The sequence below is a fragment of the Pseudomonas sp. PDM28 genome (genome assembly GCF_019219115.1).
Taxonomy (GTDB): Bacteria; Pseudomonadota; Gammaproteobacteria; order Pseudomonadales; family Pseudomonadaceae; genus Aquipseudomonas; species Aquipseudomonas laurylsulfatiphila.
Map to the genome: position 1 here is coordinate 157,348 of NZ_JAHUWG010000009.1, position 15,548 is coordinate 172,895.

17 protein-coding genes are annotated in these 15,548 nt (G+C 59.4%); 13 read left to right on the top strand and 4 right to left on the bottom strand.

Annotated elements, in window-relative coordinates; genetic code table 11:
* Positions 1-53 precede the first annotated feature (53 nt).
* Positions 54-1,718, bottom strand: a complete 1,665-nt coding sequence (locus KW841_RS21120; RefSeq protein WP_218479625.1) for an electron transfer flavoprotein-ubiquinone oxidoreductase — start codon at positions 1,716-1,718, stop codon at positions 54-56.
* A gap of 548 nt (positions 1,719-2,266) precedes the next feature.
* Here KW841_RS21120 and KW841_RS21125 point away from each other — a divergent pair.
* From KW841_RS21125 to KW841_RS21170, 10 genes are all read left to right on the top strand, one after another.
* Positions 2,267-3,016, top strand: a complete 750-nt coding sequence (locus KW841_RS21125; protein ID WP_015093946.1) for an electron transfer flavoprotein subunit beta/FixA family protein — start codon at positions 2,267-2,269, stop codon at positions 3,014-3,016.
* The gene (locus KW841_RS21130; RefSeq protein ID WP_218479626.1) at positions 3,017-3,946 is read left to right on the top strand and encodes an electron transfer flavoprotein subunit alpha/FixB family protein; all 930 of its coding nucleotides are present in this window, start codon (positions 3,017-3,019) and stop codon (positions 3,944-3,946) included. It begins immediately after the preceding gene.
* Positions 3,947-4,140: 194 nt separating this feature from the next.
* Entirely contained in the window at positions 4,141-4,977 is an 837-nt protein-coding gene (locus tag KW841_RS21135) for an ABC transporter substrate-binding protein (protein ID WP_218479627.1), read from the top strand.
* Between the two features lie 9 nt (positions 4,978-4,986).
* Positions 4,987-5,343, top strand: a complete 357-nt coding sequence (locus KW841_RS21140) for a DUF4398 domain-containing protein (protein ID WP_165824753.1) — start codon at positions 4,987-4,989, stop codon at positions 5,341-5,343.
* A complete protein-coding gene (locus KW841_RS21145; protein WP_218479628.1) occupies positions 5,340-6,146 on the top strand; it encodes an OmpA family protein in 807 nt (268 codons plus the stop codon). Before KW841_RS21140 ends, KW841_RS21145 begins: the two co-directional genes overlap by 4 nt.
* 201 nt (positions 6,147-6,347) lie before the next feature.
* Complete coding sequence (locus KW841_RS21150) at positions 6,348-7,787, top strand: PLP-dependent aminotransferase family protein (protein WP_007973699.1); 1,440 nt, start codon at positions 6,348-6,350, stop codon at positions 7,785-7,787.
* A 79-nt stretch (positions 7,788-7,866) separates the two neighbouring features.
* Positions 7,867-8,349, top strand: coding sequence for a translation initiation factor 2 (locus tag KW841_RS21155; RefSeq protein ID WP_218479629.1), 483 nt, complete (start codon positions 7,867-7,869; stop codon positions 8,347-8,349).
* A gap of 166 nt (positions 8,350-8,515) precedes the next feature.
* Positions 8,516-8,770, top strand: a complete 255-nt coding sequence (locus KW841_RS21160; protein WP_116580004.1) for a YkgJ family cysteine cluster protein — start codon at positions 8,516-8,518, stop codon at positions 8,768-8,770.
* 42 nt (positions 8,771-8,812) lie between these two features.
* Positions 8,813-9,418 carry an START domain-containing protein gene (locus KW841_RS21165; protein ID WP_218479630.1) on the top strand — a complete coding sequence of 202 codons (606 nt, stop codon included), beginning with the start codon at positions 8,813-8,815 and terminating at the stop codon, positions 9,416-9,418.
* Between the two features lie 337 nt (positions 9,419-9,755).
* Complete coding sequence (locus tag KW841_RS21170; protein WP_218479631.1) at positions 9,756-11,849, top strand: LTA synthase family protein; 2,094 nt, start codon at positions 9,756-9,758, stop codon at positions 11,847-11,849.
* Between the two features lie 58 nt (positions 11,850-11,907).
* Here the strand turns inward: KW841_RS21170 and KW841_RS21175 are convergent, their stop codons facing one another.
* Positions 11,908-12,066: a DUF3309 family protein gene (locus KW841_RS21175; protein WP_172435350.1), complete on the bottom strand. Its 159-nt coding sequence runs from the start codon at positions 12,064-12,066 to the stop codon at positions 11,908-11,910.
* A gap of 277 nt (positions 12,067-12,343) precedes the next feature.
* On the opposite strand from KW841_RS21175, the gene KW841_RS21180 reads away from it, so the two are divergent.
* From KW841_RS21180 to csrA, 3 genes are all read left to right on the top strand, one after another.
* Positions 12,344-13,159 carry an SDR family oxidoreductase gene (locus KW841_RS21180; RefSeq protein WP_095966328.1) on the top strand — a complete coding sequence of 272 codons (816 nt, stop codon included), beginning with the start codon at positions 12,344-12,346 and terminating at the stop codon, positions 13,157-13,159.
* 64 nt (positions 13,160-13,223) lie between these two features.
* The gene (locus tag KW841_RS21185; RefSeq protein WP_007973686.1) at positions 13,224-13,556 is read left to right on the top strand and encodes a YnfA family protein; all 333 of its coding nucleotides are present in this window, start codon (positions 13,224-13,226) and stop codon (positions 13,554-13,556) included.
* Between the two features lie 155 nt (positions 13,557-13,711).
* A complete protein-coding gene (gene csrA, locus KW841_RS21190; protein ID WP_126049896.1) occupies positions 13,712-13,897 on the top strand; it encodes a carbon storage regulator CsrA in 186 nt (61 codons plus the stop codon).
* 4 nt (positions 13,898-13,901) lie between these two features.
* Here the strand turns inward: csrA and KW841_RS21195 are convergent, their stop codons facing one another.
* Positions 13,902-14,129 carry a YheU family protein gene (locus KW841_RS21195; protein WP_003199186.1) on the bottom strand — a complete coding sequence of 76 codons (228 nt, stop codon included), beginning with the start codon at positions 14,127-14,129 and terminating at the stop codon, positions 13,902-13,904.
* Between the two features lie 210 nt (positions 14,130-14,339).
* On the bottom strand, positions 14,340-15,530 hold the full coding sequence (locus KW841_RS21200) for an osmoprotectant NAGGN system M42 family peptidase (protein WP_218479632.1): 1,191 nt from the start codon (positions 15,528-15,530) through the stop codon (positions 14,340-14,342).
* Positions 15,531-15,548 lie beyond the last annotated feature (18 nt).

Sequence of the window (15,548 nt, forward strand, 5' to 3'; positions counted from 1 at the left end):
TCGCTGGCAACAAAAAGGCCCCCATTCGGGAGCCTTGATGTTCAGCGGTCGGCTTACATGTTCGGGTAAGTCGGGCCGCCAGCGCCTTCCGGCGTCACCCAGGTGATGTTCTGTGCAGGGTCCTTGATGTCGCAGGTCTTGCAGTGAACGCAGTTCTGGGCGTTGATCTGGAAGCGCTTCTCGCCGTCTTCCTTGGTGATCACTTCATACACGCCGGCCGGGCAGTAACGCTGTGCCGGTTCATCGTACAGCGGCAGGTTCTTGGCCAGCGGGATGCTTGGATCGGCCAGCTTCAGGTGGCACGGCTGCTCTTCTTCGTGGTTGGTACCGGAGATGAACACCGAACTCAGTTTGTCGAAGCTGATCTTGCCGTCCGGTTTCGGGTAGTCGATCTTCTTGCAGTCGGCCGCCAGTTTCAGGCAAGCGTAGTCCGGCTTGGTGTCGTGCAGGGTGAACGGCAGTTTGCCGCCGAAGATGTTCTGGTCCAGCCAGTTGAAGCCGCCACCGACGATGGCGCCGAACTTGTGGATCGCCGGGCCGAAGTTGCGGCTGGCGAACAGTTCGTCGTAGAGCCAGCTCTTCTTGAACGCGTCGACGTAGGCGGTCAGCTCTTCGCTGCCGTCCTTCTCGGCGAACAGCGCGTCAGCCACCGATTCAGCGGCGAGCATGCCGGACTTCATCGCGGTGTGGCTGCCCTTGATCTTGGCGAAGTTCAGGGTGCCGAGGTCGCAACCGATCAGCGCGCCGCCCTTGAAGACCATCTTCGGCAGCGAGTTCAGGCCACCCTTGCAGATGGCGCGAGCGCCGTAGCTGATGCGCTTGCCGCCTTCCAGGTACTGCTTGAGCACCGGGTGATGCTTGAGGCGCTGGAACTCGTCGAACGGCGACAGGTAGGTGTTGCTGTAGGACAGGTCGACGATCAGGCCGACGACGACCTGGTTGTTTTCCAGGTGATAGAGGAACGAGCCACCGGTGTTCTCGGTGCCCATGATGTCCATCGGCCAACCGGCGGTGTGCACCACCAGGCCTGGCTGGTGTTTGGCCGGGTCGACTTCCCAGATTTCCTTCAGGCCGATGCCGTAGTGCTGGGCGTCGGCATCGCTGTCGAGGTTGAAGCGCTTGATCAGTTGCTTGCCGATGTGGCCACGGCAACCTTCGGCGAACAGTGTGTATTTGCCGCGCAGTTCCATGCCCGGGGTGTACAGGCCTTCTTTCGGGTTGCCTTCGCGGTCAACGCCCAGGTCGCCGGTGATGATCCCGCGAACTACGCCGTTCTCATCGATCAGCGCTTCCTGAGCGGCGAAACCCGGGTAGATTTCCACGCCCAGGTTCTCGGCCTGCTGGGCCAGCCAGCGGCACAGGTTGCCCAGGGAGATGATGTAGTTGCCTTCGTTGTGCATGGTCTTGGGCACAAAGAAGTCTGGAACTTTCTGCGCGCTTTCAGCGTTCTTCAGCACGAAGATGTCGTCACGGGTGACGGGAGTGTTCAGCGGCGCGCCGAGTTCTTTCCAGTCCGGGAACAGTTCGTTCAGGGCGCGTGGTTCGAACACGGCACCGGACAGAATGTGAGCACCGACTTCGGAGCCTTTTTCGACCACGCAGACGCTGATTTCCTTACCGGCTTCGGCGGCCTTCTGCTTCAAGCGGCAGGCGGCGGAAAGACCAGCGGGGCCGGCACCGACGATGACGACGTCGAATTCCATGTATTCGCGTTCCACAGGTTATCTCCTACTCAAGGCTCAACAGTTTTTTTTCTAATTTGGAGGTTGGGTGTCGCATCCATGAATTCCGGCGCAACGCCGAAAGCGGACAATCGATTGACCACCTTTCTCTTTGGGTGGCGCATTATATCTACACCACTCTCAGCGTCCAATACAAACGTTTGTTTGAATTGGCTCAAAGCCAGAGAAATCAAAGTCACGCGCCTTATGAACGGCCATTTTGGCGTATTGACCGGAATAGGCGTTCCGGTCAAGATACGGGCGGTTTTGCGCTCGCCGTAGGCTGGCAGTTGGTTTCAAGAGCACCTCTAAAGACAGGGCGATGGCAGTAGAGAGTGATGCGCTGCGCGGGTTTGATGCGCAGTTTACACGCCGCGATGTTGAATGACTCGTCAGTCACTACTGACGAATGGTCATCCAGGTCATGAGCGATGGTCACTTGACACCTTTGCCGGCGTTTTTGGAGGTGCCCTTGCGCCCGATGAGCATCAACCGCCAGGTTCGCCTAGGCGACTTTCTTTTCACCGGAGAGTAACGAGGAATCCATGAAGGTTCTTGTAGCTGTCAAACGCGTTGTGGATTACAACGTCAAGGTTCGCGTCAAGGCGGACAATTCCGGCGTCGATCTTGCCAACGTCAAGATGTCGATGAACCCGTTCTGCGAGATCGCCGTGGAAGAAGCCGTACGCCTGAAAGAAAAAGGTGTTGCGACTGAAATCGTCGTCGTCTCCGTCGGCCCGTCCACTGCTCAAGAGCAACTGCGCACCGCGCTGGCTCTGGGTGCCGACCGCGCCATCCTCGTCGAGTCCGCCGAAGACCTGACTTCCCTGGCTGTTGCCAAGCTGCTGAAGGCCGTTGTCGACAAGGAACAGCCTCAGCTGGTGATCCTTGGCAAACAAGCCATCGACAGCGACAACAACCAGACTGGCCAGATGCTCGCTGCATTGAGCGGCTACGGTCAGGGCACGTTCGCTTCGAAAGTCGAAATCAGCGGCGACAGCGTTGCCGTGACTCGCGAAATCGACGGCGGCGCGCAGACAGTTTCCCTGAAACTGCCGGCCATCGTCACCACCGACCTGCGTTTGAACGAGCCGCGCTACGCGTCTCTGCCAAACATCATGAAAGCCAAGAAGAAGCCTCTCGAAGTGCTGACTCCGGACGCTTTGGGCGTTTCCACCGCCTCCACCAACAAGACCCTGAAAGTCGAAGCGCCAGCTGCACGCAGCGCGGGTATCAAGGTCAAGTCGGTGGCTGAACTGGTCGAGAAACTGAAAAACGAAGCGAAGGTAATCTAAATGACTATCTTGGTTATTGCTGAACACGACAACAAAGTGCTGGCCCCGGCCACACTGAACACCGTTGCTGCCGCCGCCAAAATCGGTGGTGACATCCACGTGCTGGTTGCAGGCCAGGGCGCTGGCGCCGTGGCTGAAGCCGCTGCGAAAGTCGCTGGCGTGAGCAAAGTCCTGAACGCTGACAATGCCGCTTACGCGCATCAGCTGCCGGAAAACGTTGCTCCACTGGTTGCCGAACTGGGCAAGGGCTACAGCCACATCCTGGCTGCCGCCACTTCCAACGGCAAAAACATCCTGCCGCGCGTTGCCGCTGCACTGGACGTTGACCAGATCTCCGAGATCATCTCGGTAGAAAGCGCTGACACCTTCAAGCGCCCGATCTACGCCGGTAACGCCATCGCTACCGTTCAATCGAACGCTGCAGTGAAAGTGATCACCGTGCGTGCCACCGGTTTCGACCCGGTTGCCGCTGACGGTGGTTCGGCTGCTGTTGAAGCGGTTGCTGCTGCCCACGACGCTGGCATCTCCAGCTTCGTCGGCGAAGAGCTGGCCAAGTCCGATCGTCCGGAACTGACCGCTGCCAAGATCGTCGTTTCCGGCGGGCGCGGCATGCAGAACGGCGACAACTTCAAACACCTGTACGCCCTGGCCGACAAGCTGGGCGCTGCCGTGGGTGCTTCGCGCGCCGCGGTCGACGCAGGTTTTGTTCCGAACGACATGCAGGTCGGTCAGACCGGCAAGATCGTTGCGCCACAGCTGTACATCGCCGTCGGTATCTCCGGCGCGATCCAGCACCTGGCCGGCATGAAAGACTCCAAAGTGATCGTTGCGATCAACAAGGACGAAGAAGCGCCGATCTTCCAGGTGGCCGATTACGGCCTGGTGGCGGACCTGTTCGAAGCCATCCCTGAGCTGGAGAAGCTGGTCTAAACCGGCTGCTTCACTTATAAAGAGCCCGGCCTTTTGGTCGGGCTTTTTTTTGCTCTCTGTAGGAGCGAGCTCGCTCGCGATGGGCGTTAACGATGACGCGTTCATTCTGGAAAAACGCGGCGCATTGACGTCCATCGCGAGCAAGCTCGCTCCTACAGGAGGGGAATAACCGGGTTTGAGTGGAGTGTGAAGCCATGGATCTGCGCTGTGTGTGGAGCTTGCTGGGATTGACGCTGTTGCCGGCGCTGTCTTTCGCCGCAGGCAAATGTGAACGCCTGGTGGTCACTGGCAGCCCCGACGCGCCGCCGTACCTGTGGCAAGACCCGCAGAATCCCAAACACCTGATCGGCGCCAGTGCCGATTTGTTGCAGCAAGTGGCGGGGGAGTTGGGGCTCAAGGTCGAACTGCTGTATGCCGGCAAACGCGCCCAGGCCCTGGATGAAGTACGCAGCGGACGCATGGACATGCTGGCGGACGCGACGTTGACCGTCAGTGAGCTGGAAACCCTGGATTACATCCATCCACCCTTGCTGGAAAACGACTACCTGGTCTGGACGCGCAAGGATTCGACACTGGTCTACAACGAAGCAGCAGATCTGCACGGACATCCGGGTGCCGTGTCGGAAAAAGCTCGATTGACCCCGCAATTCGGCACCTTTGCCGCACAGCAATTAACCCTCACGCGCACGTCCAACCTGACCCTGGCCTTTCAGAAACTGTTGTTGGGCGAAGTCGAATTTGTCCTGGCCGGACGTTACTCGGGCATGGCGACTGCACAGGCACTGGGCATGGCCGGTGATCTGAGCGCGCGTTCGCAACCGGTCGACAAGCCTGGCCTGTTCCTGGCGATTTCCCACAACTCGTCCTGCAACGATCCGTGGTTGCGCGGACAGTTGGCCAAAAAGATGACAGAATTGCCCGCGTCCGGACTGACGGAAGCCGTGCTGATGCGCAATATCGAGCGCTGGAAGGCACAGCGCTCACAACCGCAGCAACCCCCGCAACACCCCGTCAGTACCCCAAAACAGTAGGGATATTTAGTGAGTATTCGACCTCTTTTCGCTGCCGTGGCCATTGTCGCCCTGGCGGGTTGTGCAACCGATCCGGCGCCGAATGAACAAATGCGCCTGACCGAACAGGCACTCGAACAGGCCAAGGCCGTGGGTGCCACCGCCGACGATGTGCCGGAAATGAAACTGGCCGAGGACAAGTACAACCGCGCCAAGGGCAACATGACTGATCAATCGTTCAAGAACGCGCGCATGCGCGCCGAACAGGCCGAACTGGATGCGCGCCTGGCTGAGGCCAAGGTGCTGACGGCCAAGAGCGAGGAACAGTTGAACGTGCTTAACACCCGCATCGCCCGTCTGCACAAGCAACTGGGAGATGCTCAATGAGCCTCAAGCGCAAAACCCTTGGCGGTTTGATCCTGGCCGCCAGCCTGTCTGGTTGCGTCAGCCAGCACAGCGAGACCGCGTTGCAGCAGGCCGGAACCGACTTTCAGAAGGTCAAGGAAGACTCCAATGTGCTGCGAATCGCCCCCAAGGACGTGATCCGCGCCGGTGAGTCCCTGGCCCGTGCCGATCGCCTGTCCAGCTATTGGGGCAGTGGTTCGGACGTAGTGCATTACGCCTACCTGAGCCAGCGCTACAGCGCCATTGCTCGGGAACACACCAATCAGGCGCTCAACGAAGAAAAAGCGGCAAAACTCGAACTGGAACGCCAGCGTCTGCAACTGGCATTGCGTGAGTCCAAACTGTTCAGTGTGCAGCAGCAAGGCAAGTGGCTAGAAGAGCAGATCCTGGCATTGACCACCTCCCAGACCGACCGCGGTCTGGTGATGACGTTGGGCGACATGCTGTTCGACACCGGCGAAGCGGAATTGAAACCTTCGGCCAACCGCGTGGTGTTGAAGATCGTGCAGTTCCTGCAACTCAACCCCAAGCGTGTGGTGCGGATCGAAGGTTACACGGACAGTACCGGGGGCAAGCAGGAAAACCTCAAGCTGTCTCGCGACCGCGCACAGTCGGTGGCTGACGTGCTGATGGACCTGGGCATCGACGACAAGCGCATCCAGGTCGAAGGTTATGGCGACGAGTATCCCGTGGACGCGAATGCGTCGGAACGGGGCCGTGCGCAGAACCGTCGGGTGGAAATTGTGTTTTCCGACGAAAACGGCCAGCTCGGCGCCGCCCGGTAGGGTGTGCGTCGATGGAAAACCCGGCCTGCCATGCAGCGCCGGGTTTTTTTACGCCTGCCGATTACCGCACAAAACAGTACAGATTTTGCTGACACTGCACTGTACGGTCGACTATTGTGGTAACTGTCCCCGTACACTTCTAAACTGTTCCGGTATTGTTTCACACAAGAATAAAATGCCCGTGAAATCGAGTGCTGCGTCATGACCAATCTTTTGCTCTATCAACGTATTGCTCAACAACTGGCCGAAGACATCCGCCGTGGGGTCTATCAGCCGGGAGAGCGCGTGCCTTCGGTGCGCAAGATGAGCTCGCAGCTCAATGTCAGTCATGCGACGGTGTTGCAGGCGTATGCCAATCTCGAAGATCAGGGGCTGATCCGTGCCCGGCCGCAGTCGGGTTACTACGTGCACCAGACGCCGGCACTCACGGCGCCGACGCCGGATATCGCCCGGGTCGAGCGCCCCGGCCTGGTCACCCGTAGCAGCATCATTCAACAAGTGCTGGTCGAATCCCGTCGTGAAGGTGTCTTTCCGCTGGGCGCGGCGGTGCCGAGTGTCGACTATTTACCGGTGCGGGCGCTGCATCAGCAATTGGCCAAAGTCACTCGTTTCCATAGTCCGCGCGCCTTCAGTTATATGTTCAGCCCCGGTTTCGAGCCGTTGCGCCGGCAGGTGGCGATTCGCATGCGCGATGCCGGCGTGGTGGTCGACCCGTCGGAAGTGGTGATCACCCACGGCTGCGTCGATGCGCTGCAGATGTCCTTGCGTGTGCTGACCCGTCCGGGCGATCTGATCGCAGCCGAGTCGCCGACCTATTACGGGTTGCTGCAACTGGCCGATCTGTTGGGCCTCAAGGTCATCGAGATCCCCAGCGATCCGGCCACGGGCATGAGCCTGGAAGCCCTGCAACTGGCAGCCAATCAATGGTCGATCAAGGCCTTGGTGCTGACCACCCGGCTGAGTAATCCGTTGGGTGGCACCATGCCTGAAGAACGGCAGAAACAACTGCTGCGCCTGGCGTCGGACTTCGATATCCAGATTGTCGAAGACGATATCTACGGTGAGCTGATGTTCGAGCAGGGGCGCACCAAATCTCTCAAGGCCTATGATCGGCTGGACCGGGTGATCTATTGCTCGAGCTTCTCGAAAACCCTGTCGCCCGGGGTGCGGATCGGCTGGATGATTGCCGGCAAGTATCAGCAGGAAATCCAGCGCTTGCAGACCTTCAGTACGCATTCAGCGTGCAGCGTGACCCAGATGGGCATCGCCGCTTACCTGGAAAATGGCGGGTATGACCGGCATTTGCGCTTCATCCGTCAGGAGTACCGCAAGAACCTCAGTGCCTTCCAACTGGCCGTGCAGCAGTATTTCCCGGAAGGCACGCAGATGACCCGGCCTACCGGTGGCTTCATTCTGTGGGTGAGTTTGCCGGGGCGGGTCAACACCCAGGAGTTGCACGTGCGGGCATTGCAGCAGGGCATCAGTATTGCGCCCGGGCTGATCTTCAGTAATACCGAGCAATTCAATCACTGCATTCGCCTCAATTGCGGCACGCCCTGGAATCGTGAGGCCGAGCGCGCGTTGATGACCCTTGGCATGCTGGCCACCCAACTCTGCCAGGAGATGGCTGGCGGTTTGTAACAGTCTGCTACTGCGCTTGTCTTGTGGGCTGCAACAGGCGAGCATAGGCACCTCTGCCGATTGCACCACCGTTGGATACATGAAACCGATTTTTCCTGCCGCCTGGCTTTTGCTCTGCCTGATTGCGAGTATTCAGCCGGTATCCTTCGTTGCGGCCGCCGAGCAGGATCAGCAGGCCACCGGCAGTTTCCACGTCGCACCGATAGAAACCGCACCCGCAAAAAAAGCCTCACCGGCCAGTAAACCGGCGACGCCCGCGAAAAAACGCCCACCCATTGCTTCCAAATCGAAACCGGCCAGCGAAGTGGTAAGGACCGAGCTGCCATCCGCCAAGCTGGACCTGAGCTTGCCCAAGGATATGGTTCAGGAGCTCAAGCCGGTCGGAACGGTGCCGTTGTCCAAGCGCGAACCGCTGTTACCCCAGATGTTCGGTGACAAAAGCGGCAGCAGCCCGTTCCAGCTCAACGGCCGCCTGCTCAGCAATGAAATGCAGTTGCAACTGCGCAATGAAGAGCGCCGCGAGGTTGAAGGCGCGGCACTGGATTTCGAATTCAAGCAGTAACACCAACAAGATTGGCAAGCCGCAGAACAGACGCTTTGTCGGAGACTGGTCGGTCATGCCCGTTTGCGCGGAAAAACCCGCTCGCAGGTATTTTAAAACAACTGTTTTAGCGGGTACTCTGTGCCCCGTCCTTTTACACATTGCTCGTCGCGAGGAGCTTGTCGTCATGAAATGCCGTGAGGGCTGTGGCGCTTGTTGCATTGCCCCGTCCATCAGTTCACCGATCCCCGGTATGCCTAACGGCAAGCCCGCGGGGCAGCGTTGCCTGCAACTTTCCGCCGATAACCTGTGCAATATTTTCGGCCAGCCGGAACGGCCGGCGGTGTGTTCTGCCTTCGAGGCCGACCCCGAGGTGTGCGGAAGTAGCAGCGAAGAGGCCATCCGGTTGATTGGCTGGTGGGAGCAAATGACGGCGGCGTGATGTGTCCCAACGAACGGAACTTCAACAATAAGGAATAAGACTATGGGTTCGCTGCATCGTATGGCTGTGCTGTGTGGTTTGACGGTTGTGCTGGCTACCTCGACGGCCCAGGCCGAAGACTGGAAAGTCAAGAAAGACGAAGACGGCATCAAGATCTCCCTGAGTGAAGTGGCCGGGTCTGACTACAAGGCTTACCAGGGCGTTACGCTGATGAAAACCACCATCGCCAAGCTGCGTGCGTTGCAGGATGACGTGTCCGGAGCCTGCGCCTGGATTCACGAATGCAAAACGCAGAAGCTGCTCAAGCACGAAGGTGACCAGAGCTGGACCTACACTCAATTCAACACCCCATGGCCGGTGACTCCGCGTGATTCGGTGCTGCACATCACCACCACCGAAGGTGCCGATGGCAGCCTGACCCGCAAGCTCGAAGGCGTACCGAAATACCTTCCTGAAGAAAAAGGCTTCGTCCGGGTCGCCAAGGTCGACGGTTTCTGGAAGTTCGTACCCAAGGGCGACCAGATCGAAGTGACCTATCAGGTGCACACCGAACCGGGCGGCAGCGTGCCGTCGATGGTGGCCAACAAGTTCGTGGTGGATGCCCCGTTCAATACCTTGAAAGCCCTAAAGGAACGCGCCGAGAAGTGACGGTGTGGTTCATTTAAGGTGACTTCGCAGCGCCCCGACCGGTTCGGGGCGTTTGCGTTTTTGACAGGGCAGGGCGCTTTAATTTGTTTCCGGATATGCGTTGCACGAAATTTTCACCACGTCTCCAAGACAATTCGCCGGCTCTCCCGCAACCCGCAGCGTATTCCTGAATGCAGGATGAAACAGTCGGGATGAGGGTAGTTATCAATGGCAATACAGCCGTTGATCGTGCAACATTTGCGCACCGCGCAATCCCCGGGGCCTGGTACTGGCCAAAAAGAGGGCAAGGCGCAGCTGTATTTTTGAAACTTCAACTTCCAATGGGTCCTAAAACGACATGGCAATCCCGGACGCCCTGAATCAGCAGCGAGCTTCTAGTCGCCTGCTGCAACCGACCGTCAAATCGCATCTGGCCTACACGCTGTTGTGTGCCCTGGTCATGATGGTCATGTTCAGCCTGCTGCGCGTCGCGCTGCTGGTCTACAACCGCTCGATGATCCTCGATACACCGGCTTCGACCTTCCTCGAGGCTTTCGCCAACGGTCTGCGTTTCGACCTGCGTCTGGTGGTTTATCTCAGTATTCCGTTGCTGCTGGCATTGTTCAGTGTCCGGGCCATGGCCGCACGCGGGCTGTTCCGTCTCTGGCTGACAGTCGTCTCCAGCATTGCGCTGTTCCTGGGCCTGATGGAGATGGACTTCTATCGTGAGTTCCACCAGCGCCTCAACGGCCTGGTCTTCCAGTACGTCAAGGAAGATCCGAAAACCGTGATGAGCATGCTCTGGTACGGTTTCCCCGTGGTCCGCTACCTGCTGGCATGGGCCGTGGGCACCTGGATCCTGAGCCTGGCATTCAAGGGCGCGGACCGTGCGACCCGCCCTCGTGGCCCGTTCAGTGGCGGCAGCATCGGCACTCGCCAGGTTGCGCCGTGGTATGCACGCATTGGCGTGTTCGTGGTTTGCCTGCTGATCTGCGTCGTCGCGGCCCGTGGCACCTTGCGTCAAGGCCCGCCGATGCGCTGGGGTGATGTCTACACCACAGATTCCAACTTCGCCAACCAGTTGGGTCTCAACGGTACTCTTTCTCTGGTCGCCGCCGCCAAGAGCCGGATGTCCGAGGATCGCGACAATATCTGGAAGGCGACCCTGCCTCAGCCACAAGCCCAGCAAGTGGTGCGTGACATGCTGGTGGTACCGGCCGACAAACTGGTGGATACCGACACCGCAGCGGTACGTCGCGATTACACCCCGCCGGCCGACAAGACCCTGCCGATCAAGAACGTCGTTGTGATCCTGATGGAAAGCATGGCCGGTCACTCGGTGGGAGCGCTGGGCGGGCCGGGCAACATCACGCCGTACCTCGACAAACTGTCAAAGGAAGGCTTGCTGTTCGACCGCTTCTTCTCCAACGGCACCCATACCCACCAGGGCATGTTCGCCACCATGGCCTGCTTCCCGAACCTGCCGGGCTTCGAATACCTGATGCAGACCCCGGAAGGCAGCCACAAGCTGTCTGGTCTGCCGCAGTTGCTCAGTGCCCGTGACTTCGACGACGTGTATGTCTACAACGGCGATTTCGCCTGGGACAACCAGTCGGGTTTCTTCAGCAACCAGGGCATGACCAACTTCATCGGTCGTAACGATTTCGTCAATCCGGTGTTCTCCGATCCGACCTGGGGCGTGTCCGACCAGGACATGTTCGACCGTGGCCTGGTCGAGCTCAAGGCACGGGAAAACGGCAAGCCGTTCTATGCCTTGCTGCAAACCCTCTCCAACCACACGCCTTATGCCTTGCCGACGCCATTGCCGGTCGAGCGCGTAACCGATCGTGGCAGCCTGAACGAACACCTGACCGCCATGCGTTACTCGGACTGGGCACTGGGCCAATTCTTTGAAAAGGCCCGCAAGGAGCCGTACTTCAAGGAAACCCTGTTTGTCATTGTCGGTGACCACGGTTTTGGTAACGAACAACAGATCACCGAGATGGACCTGGGCCGCTTCAACGTGCCGATGCTGATGATCGCGCCGGGCATCCAGGAAAAATTCGGCCAGCGTGACCACACCGTGGGCACCCAGATCGACATCGTGCCGACCATCATGGGCCGCATCGGTGGCGAAGTGCGCCATCAGTGCTGGGGACGCGACCTGCTCGACCTGCCGCAAGGCGACCTCGGCATTGGTGTGATCAAGCCGTCGGGCAGCGAGCAGACCACGGCCATCCTCACCGCCGACCAGATTCTGGTCCTGCCGAAGGACAAGGACATGGCGCCGAAGTTGTATCAGTATGAATTGGGTTCCAAGCCTGGCGCCAAAGTCATTGCCGATGCGCCGCGTACCGCCGAGTTGAAACTCAAGCTCGAAGCGTTCCTGCAAACAGCGACCAAGAGCCTGCTGGACAACACCGCAGGTGTCGTTGACGGCACGCCGGACTAAGTTGTGACGCAATAGAAAAGAGGCCCTTCGAGGGCCTCTTTTTTTTGCCTGGCGGTTTTTATATTCGGCCAAGCAAGAGCAGGATCAACAACACCACCAATACGACGCCGATGATTCCGGACGGGCCGTAACCCCAACTTCTGGAGTGCGGGAAGACCGGTAAACCACCGATCAGTAACAGGATCAGAATGATGATCAGTATTGTGCCCATGTCTATTTCCTTGTCGAAATGCAGTGGAATGACCATGCCAATCGGGTCAGCGGGAATGAAGTAAATTCGAGCTGCTTAAAAATTCCGACTCTCGCGCCTGCCGGAAAATTCCAAGTTTTTTTGAAGTATTTCGGACAGGTCCTTATTTCCTTTGTGATTGCCTTAGTTGCTTGTAGCGCGCCCGTGGTTTGCTCGGGCCATTCAGCAATCTGATGGAGCGTGGGTCGGGCAACTTCCTTCGCTACACTCGATGCATCTTCCGAGAACAACAAGGCTGTTTGCTATGCAAAATCGCATGATGATCACTGGTGCAGGCTCTGGCCTGGGTCGCGAAATCGCGCTGCGCTGGGCGCGTGAAGGTTGGCAACTGGCCTTGTCGGACGTCAGTGAGCCCGGTTTGCAGGAAACCCTGAAGTTGGTCCGTGAAGCCGGTGGCGATGGTTTTATCCAGCGCTGCGACGTGCGCGACTACAGCCAACTGACGGCGTTCGCCCAGGCCTGTGAAGTCAAGCTCGGCGGCATCGATGTCATCGTCAATAACGCGGGTGTAGCCTCTGGCGGCTTCTTCAGTGAGCTGTCCTTGGAGGACTGGGACTGGCAGATCGCGATCAACCTGATGGGCGTGGTCAAGGGCTGCAAGGCTTTCCTGCCGCTGCTGGAACAAAGCAAAGGCAAGATCATCAACATCGCGTCCATGGCCGCACTGATGCAAGGCCCGGCGATGAGCAACTACAACGTGGCCAAGGCGGGCGTGGTGGCGTTGTCCGAAAGCCTGCTGATCGAGCTGGCGCATCAGGAAGTCGGCGTACATGTGGTGTGCCCGTCGTTCTTCCAGACCAACCTGCTGGACTCCTTCCGCGGCCCGACCCCGGCCATGAAAGCCCAGGTCGGCAAGCTGCTGGAAAGCTCGCCGATCAGCGCCGCCGACATTGCCGACTACATCTACCAGCAGGTCGCAGCCGGCGAGTTCATGATCCTGCCCCACGAACAGGGCCGCATGGCCTGGGCGATCAAGCAGAAGAACCCGCAATTGCTCTACAACGAAATGACCGTCATGGCCGACAAAATGCGCGCCAAGGCCAGGCAATCCGCAAGCTGATCTTGCCCGCAGGCAACGCTGTGGTTAGGGTGGCCGCCATCGGCCATCCTTGCGAGACGCTTGCATGCTCAATTACCTGTGGTTTTTCCTCGCCGCGCTGTTCGAAATTGCCGGTTGCTTTGCCTTCTGGATGTGGCTGCGCCAGGGTAAAAGCATGTGGTGGGTGGTGCCGGCGCTCCTCAGCCTGACCCTGTTCGCCCTGCTGCTGACCCGTATCGAGGCCACCTACGCCGGCCGCGCCTACGCTGCCTACGGTGGCATCTACATCATTGCCTCGATTGGCTGGCTGGCCGTGGTCGAGCGGATTCGTCCGCTGGGTTCGGACTGGCTCGGCGTGGCGCTGTGTGTGATGGGCGCGAGTATCATCCTGTTCGGGCCGCGATTCTCCGCGTCCTGACAGCTCGTCCCTACAAATCACCTGATGTGTCGGACTTTTCCGTCAGCGGGGTGGTTCAGGGGCTGTCAGTCCGGTCCGGTTTGCTGTCGGAGCATTGTAGGCGCACGGCGGGCCGGGCATCTTCAGGGGCCAGTAATCCCTGAAGGACACTCCTTATGCTCGTACTCAGTCGCGTTGTGGGCGAAACCATTTCCATCGGTGACAACATTTGCGTGCGCGTTCTCGCGATCAACGGAAACCACGTTCGCTTTGGCGTCGAGGCGCCCCAGGACGTCAATGTGCACCGCTCCGAAATCTATGAACGCATCCAGAACAAACTGGAGAAAACCAAGGAACGCTGAAGCTTCAGTCAAACAGGTGCTTGGGCACGTCATGCTTGAGCATCAGTTGGCATTGTTCGCTTTCCGGGTCGAAGACAATCAGTGCCTGGCCCTTGGTCAGCGCCTGGCGCACGCGCAGTACGCGGGTTTCCAGCGGCGTGTCGTCACCATTGTCGGTGCCGTCGCGGGTCACGAAATCCTCGATCAGGCGGGTAAGGGTGTCGACTTCAAGTTGGTCGTGGGGGATCAGCATAGGCACCTCGGTTGGATCAATGGCGGGATGCTACGGCGTATGGCCGGTATCGGCTAGCCTGGGATTTGATGTTGTCTGCACTGACGCCATCGCGAGCAAGCTCGTTCCCACAGGGTTCAGCGGCGAACCGAAGATTTGTGTTCACCATCGATCAACTGTGGGAGCGAGCTTGCTCGCGATAGCGGTTTACCCGGCGATGAAGATCCTGGATCAGCTCTCCGACCGCTGCCCCACCAGGCTGTCCACCGACGGCACCCGCGTATCGCTTTCCATCTGCGTGTCATGTTCGAGCTGGTGGCTGAACCGGTCCAGTGAGCCCTTGGCCGGTTGCGCATCGCTGGCAAACACCGGCGGGCTGAGGATGTAGGCACCGAGCAGGCGGCTCAGGGCGGCGAGGCTGTCGATGTGGGTGCGTTCGTAACCGTGGGTGGCGTCGCAGCCGAAGGCAAGCAGGGCCGTGCGAATGTCGTGGCCGGCGGTGACCGCCGAATGCGCGTCGCTGAAGTAGTAGCGGAACAGGTCGCGGCGTGCCGGCAGCTCGTTGTCGCTGGCCAGGCGCAGGAGGTGGCGCGAAAGGTGATAGTCATACGGCCCGCCGGAATCCTGCATCGCGATGCTTACCGCATGTTCGCTGGAGTGTTGGCCGGGCGCGACTGGTGCGATGTCGATGCCGACGAATTCACTGACGTCCCAGGGCAACGCCGCCGCGGCACCGCTGCCGGTTTCCTCGGTGATGGTGAACAACGGATGGCAGTCGATCATCAGCTCCTGGCCACTGTCGACGATGGCTTTGAGGGCCGCCAGCAACGCGGCCACTCCGGCCTTGTCATCGAGGTGGCGGGCGCTGATATGGCCGCTTTCGGTGAACTCCGGCAACGGGTCGAAGGCGACGAAATCGCCGACGCTGATGCCCAGCGACTCGCAGTCGGCGCGGGTGGCGCAGTAGGCGTCCAGGCGCAACTCGATGTGATCCCAACTGATCGGCATTTCATCCACGGCGGTATTGAACGCGTGCCCGGACGCCATCAACGGCAAGACACTGCCACGGATCACGCCGTTGTCGGTAAACAGACTGACCCGGCTGCCTTCGGCAAAGCGGCTGGACCAGCAGCCGACCGGTGCGAGGGTGAGGCGGCCGTTGTCCTTCACCGCACGCACTGCCGCGCCGATGGTGTCCAGGTGGGCGGAAACGGCGCGGTCGGGACTGTTCTTCTTGCCCTTGAGCGTGGCGCGGATGGTGCCGCGACGGGTCAGCTCGAAGGGAATGCCGAGTTCTTCAAGGCGTTCGGCGACGTAGCGCACGATGGTGTCGGTGAACCCGGTGGGGCTGGGAATGGCGAGCATTTCCAGCAGGACTTTTTGCAGGTAACCGAGGTCCGGTTCGGGGATTTTGCTGGTCATGGAAACTCCTCATGAGTT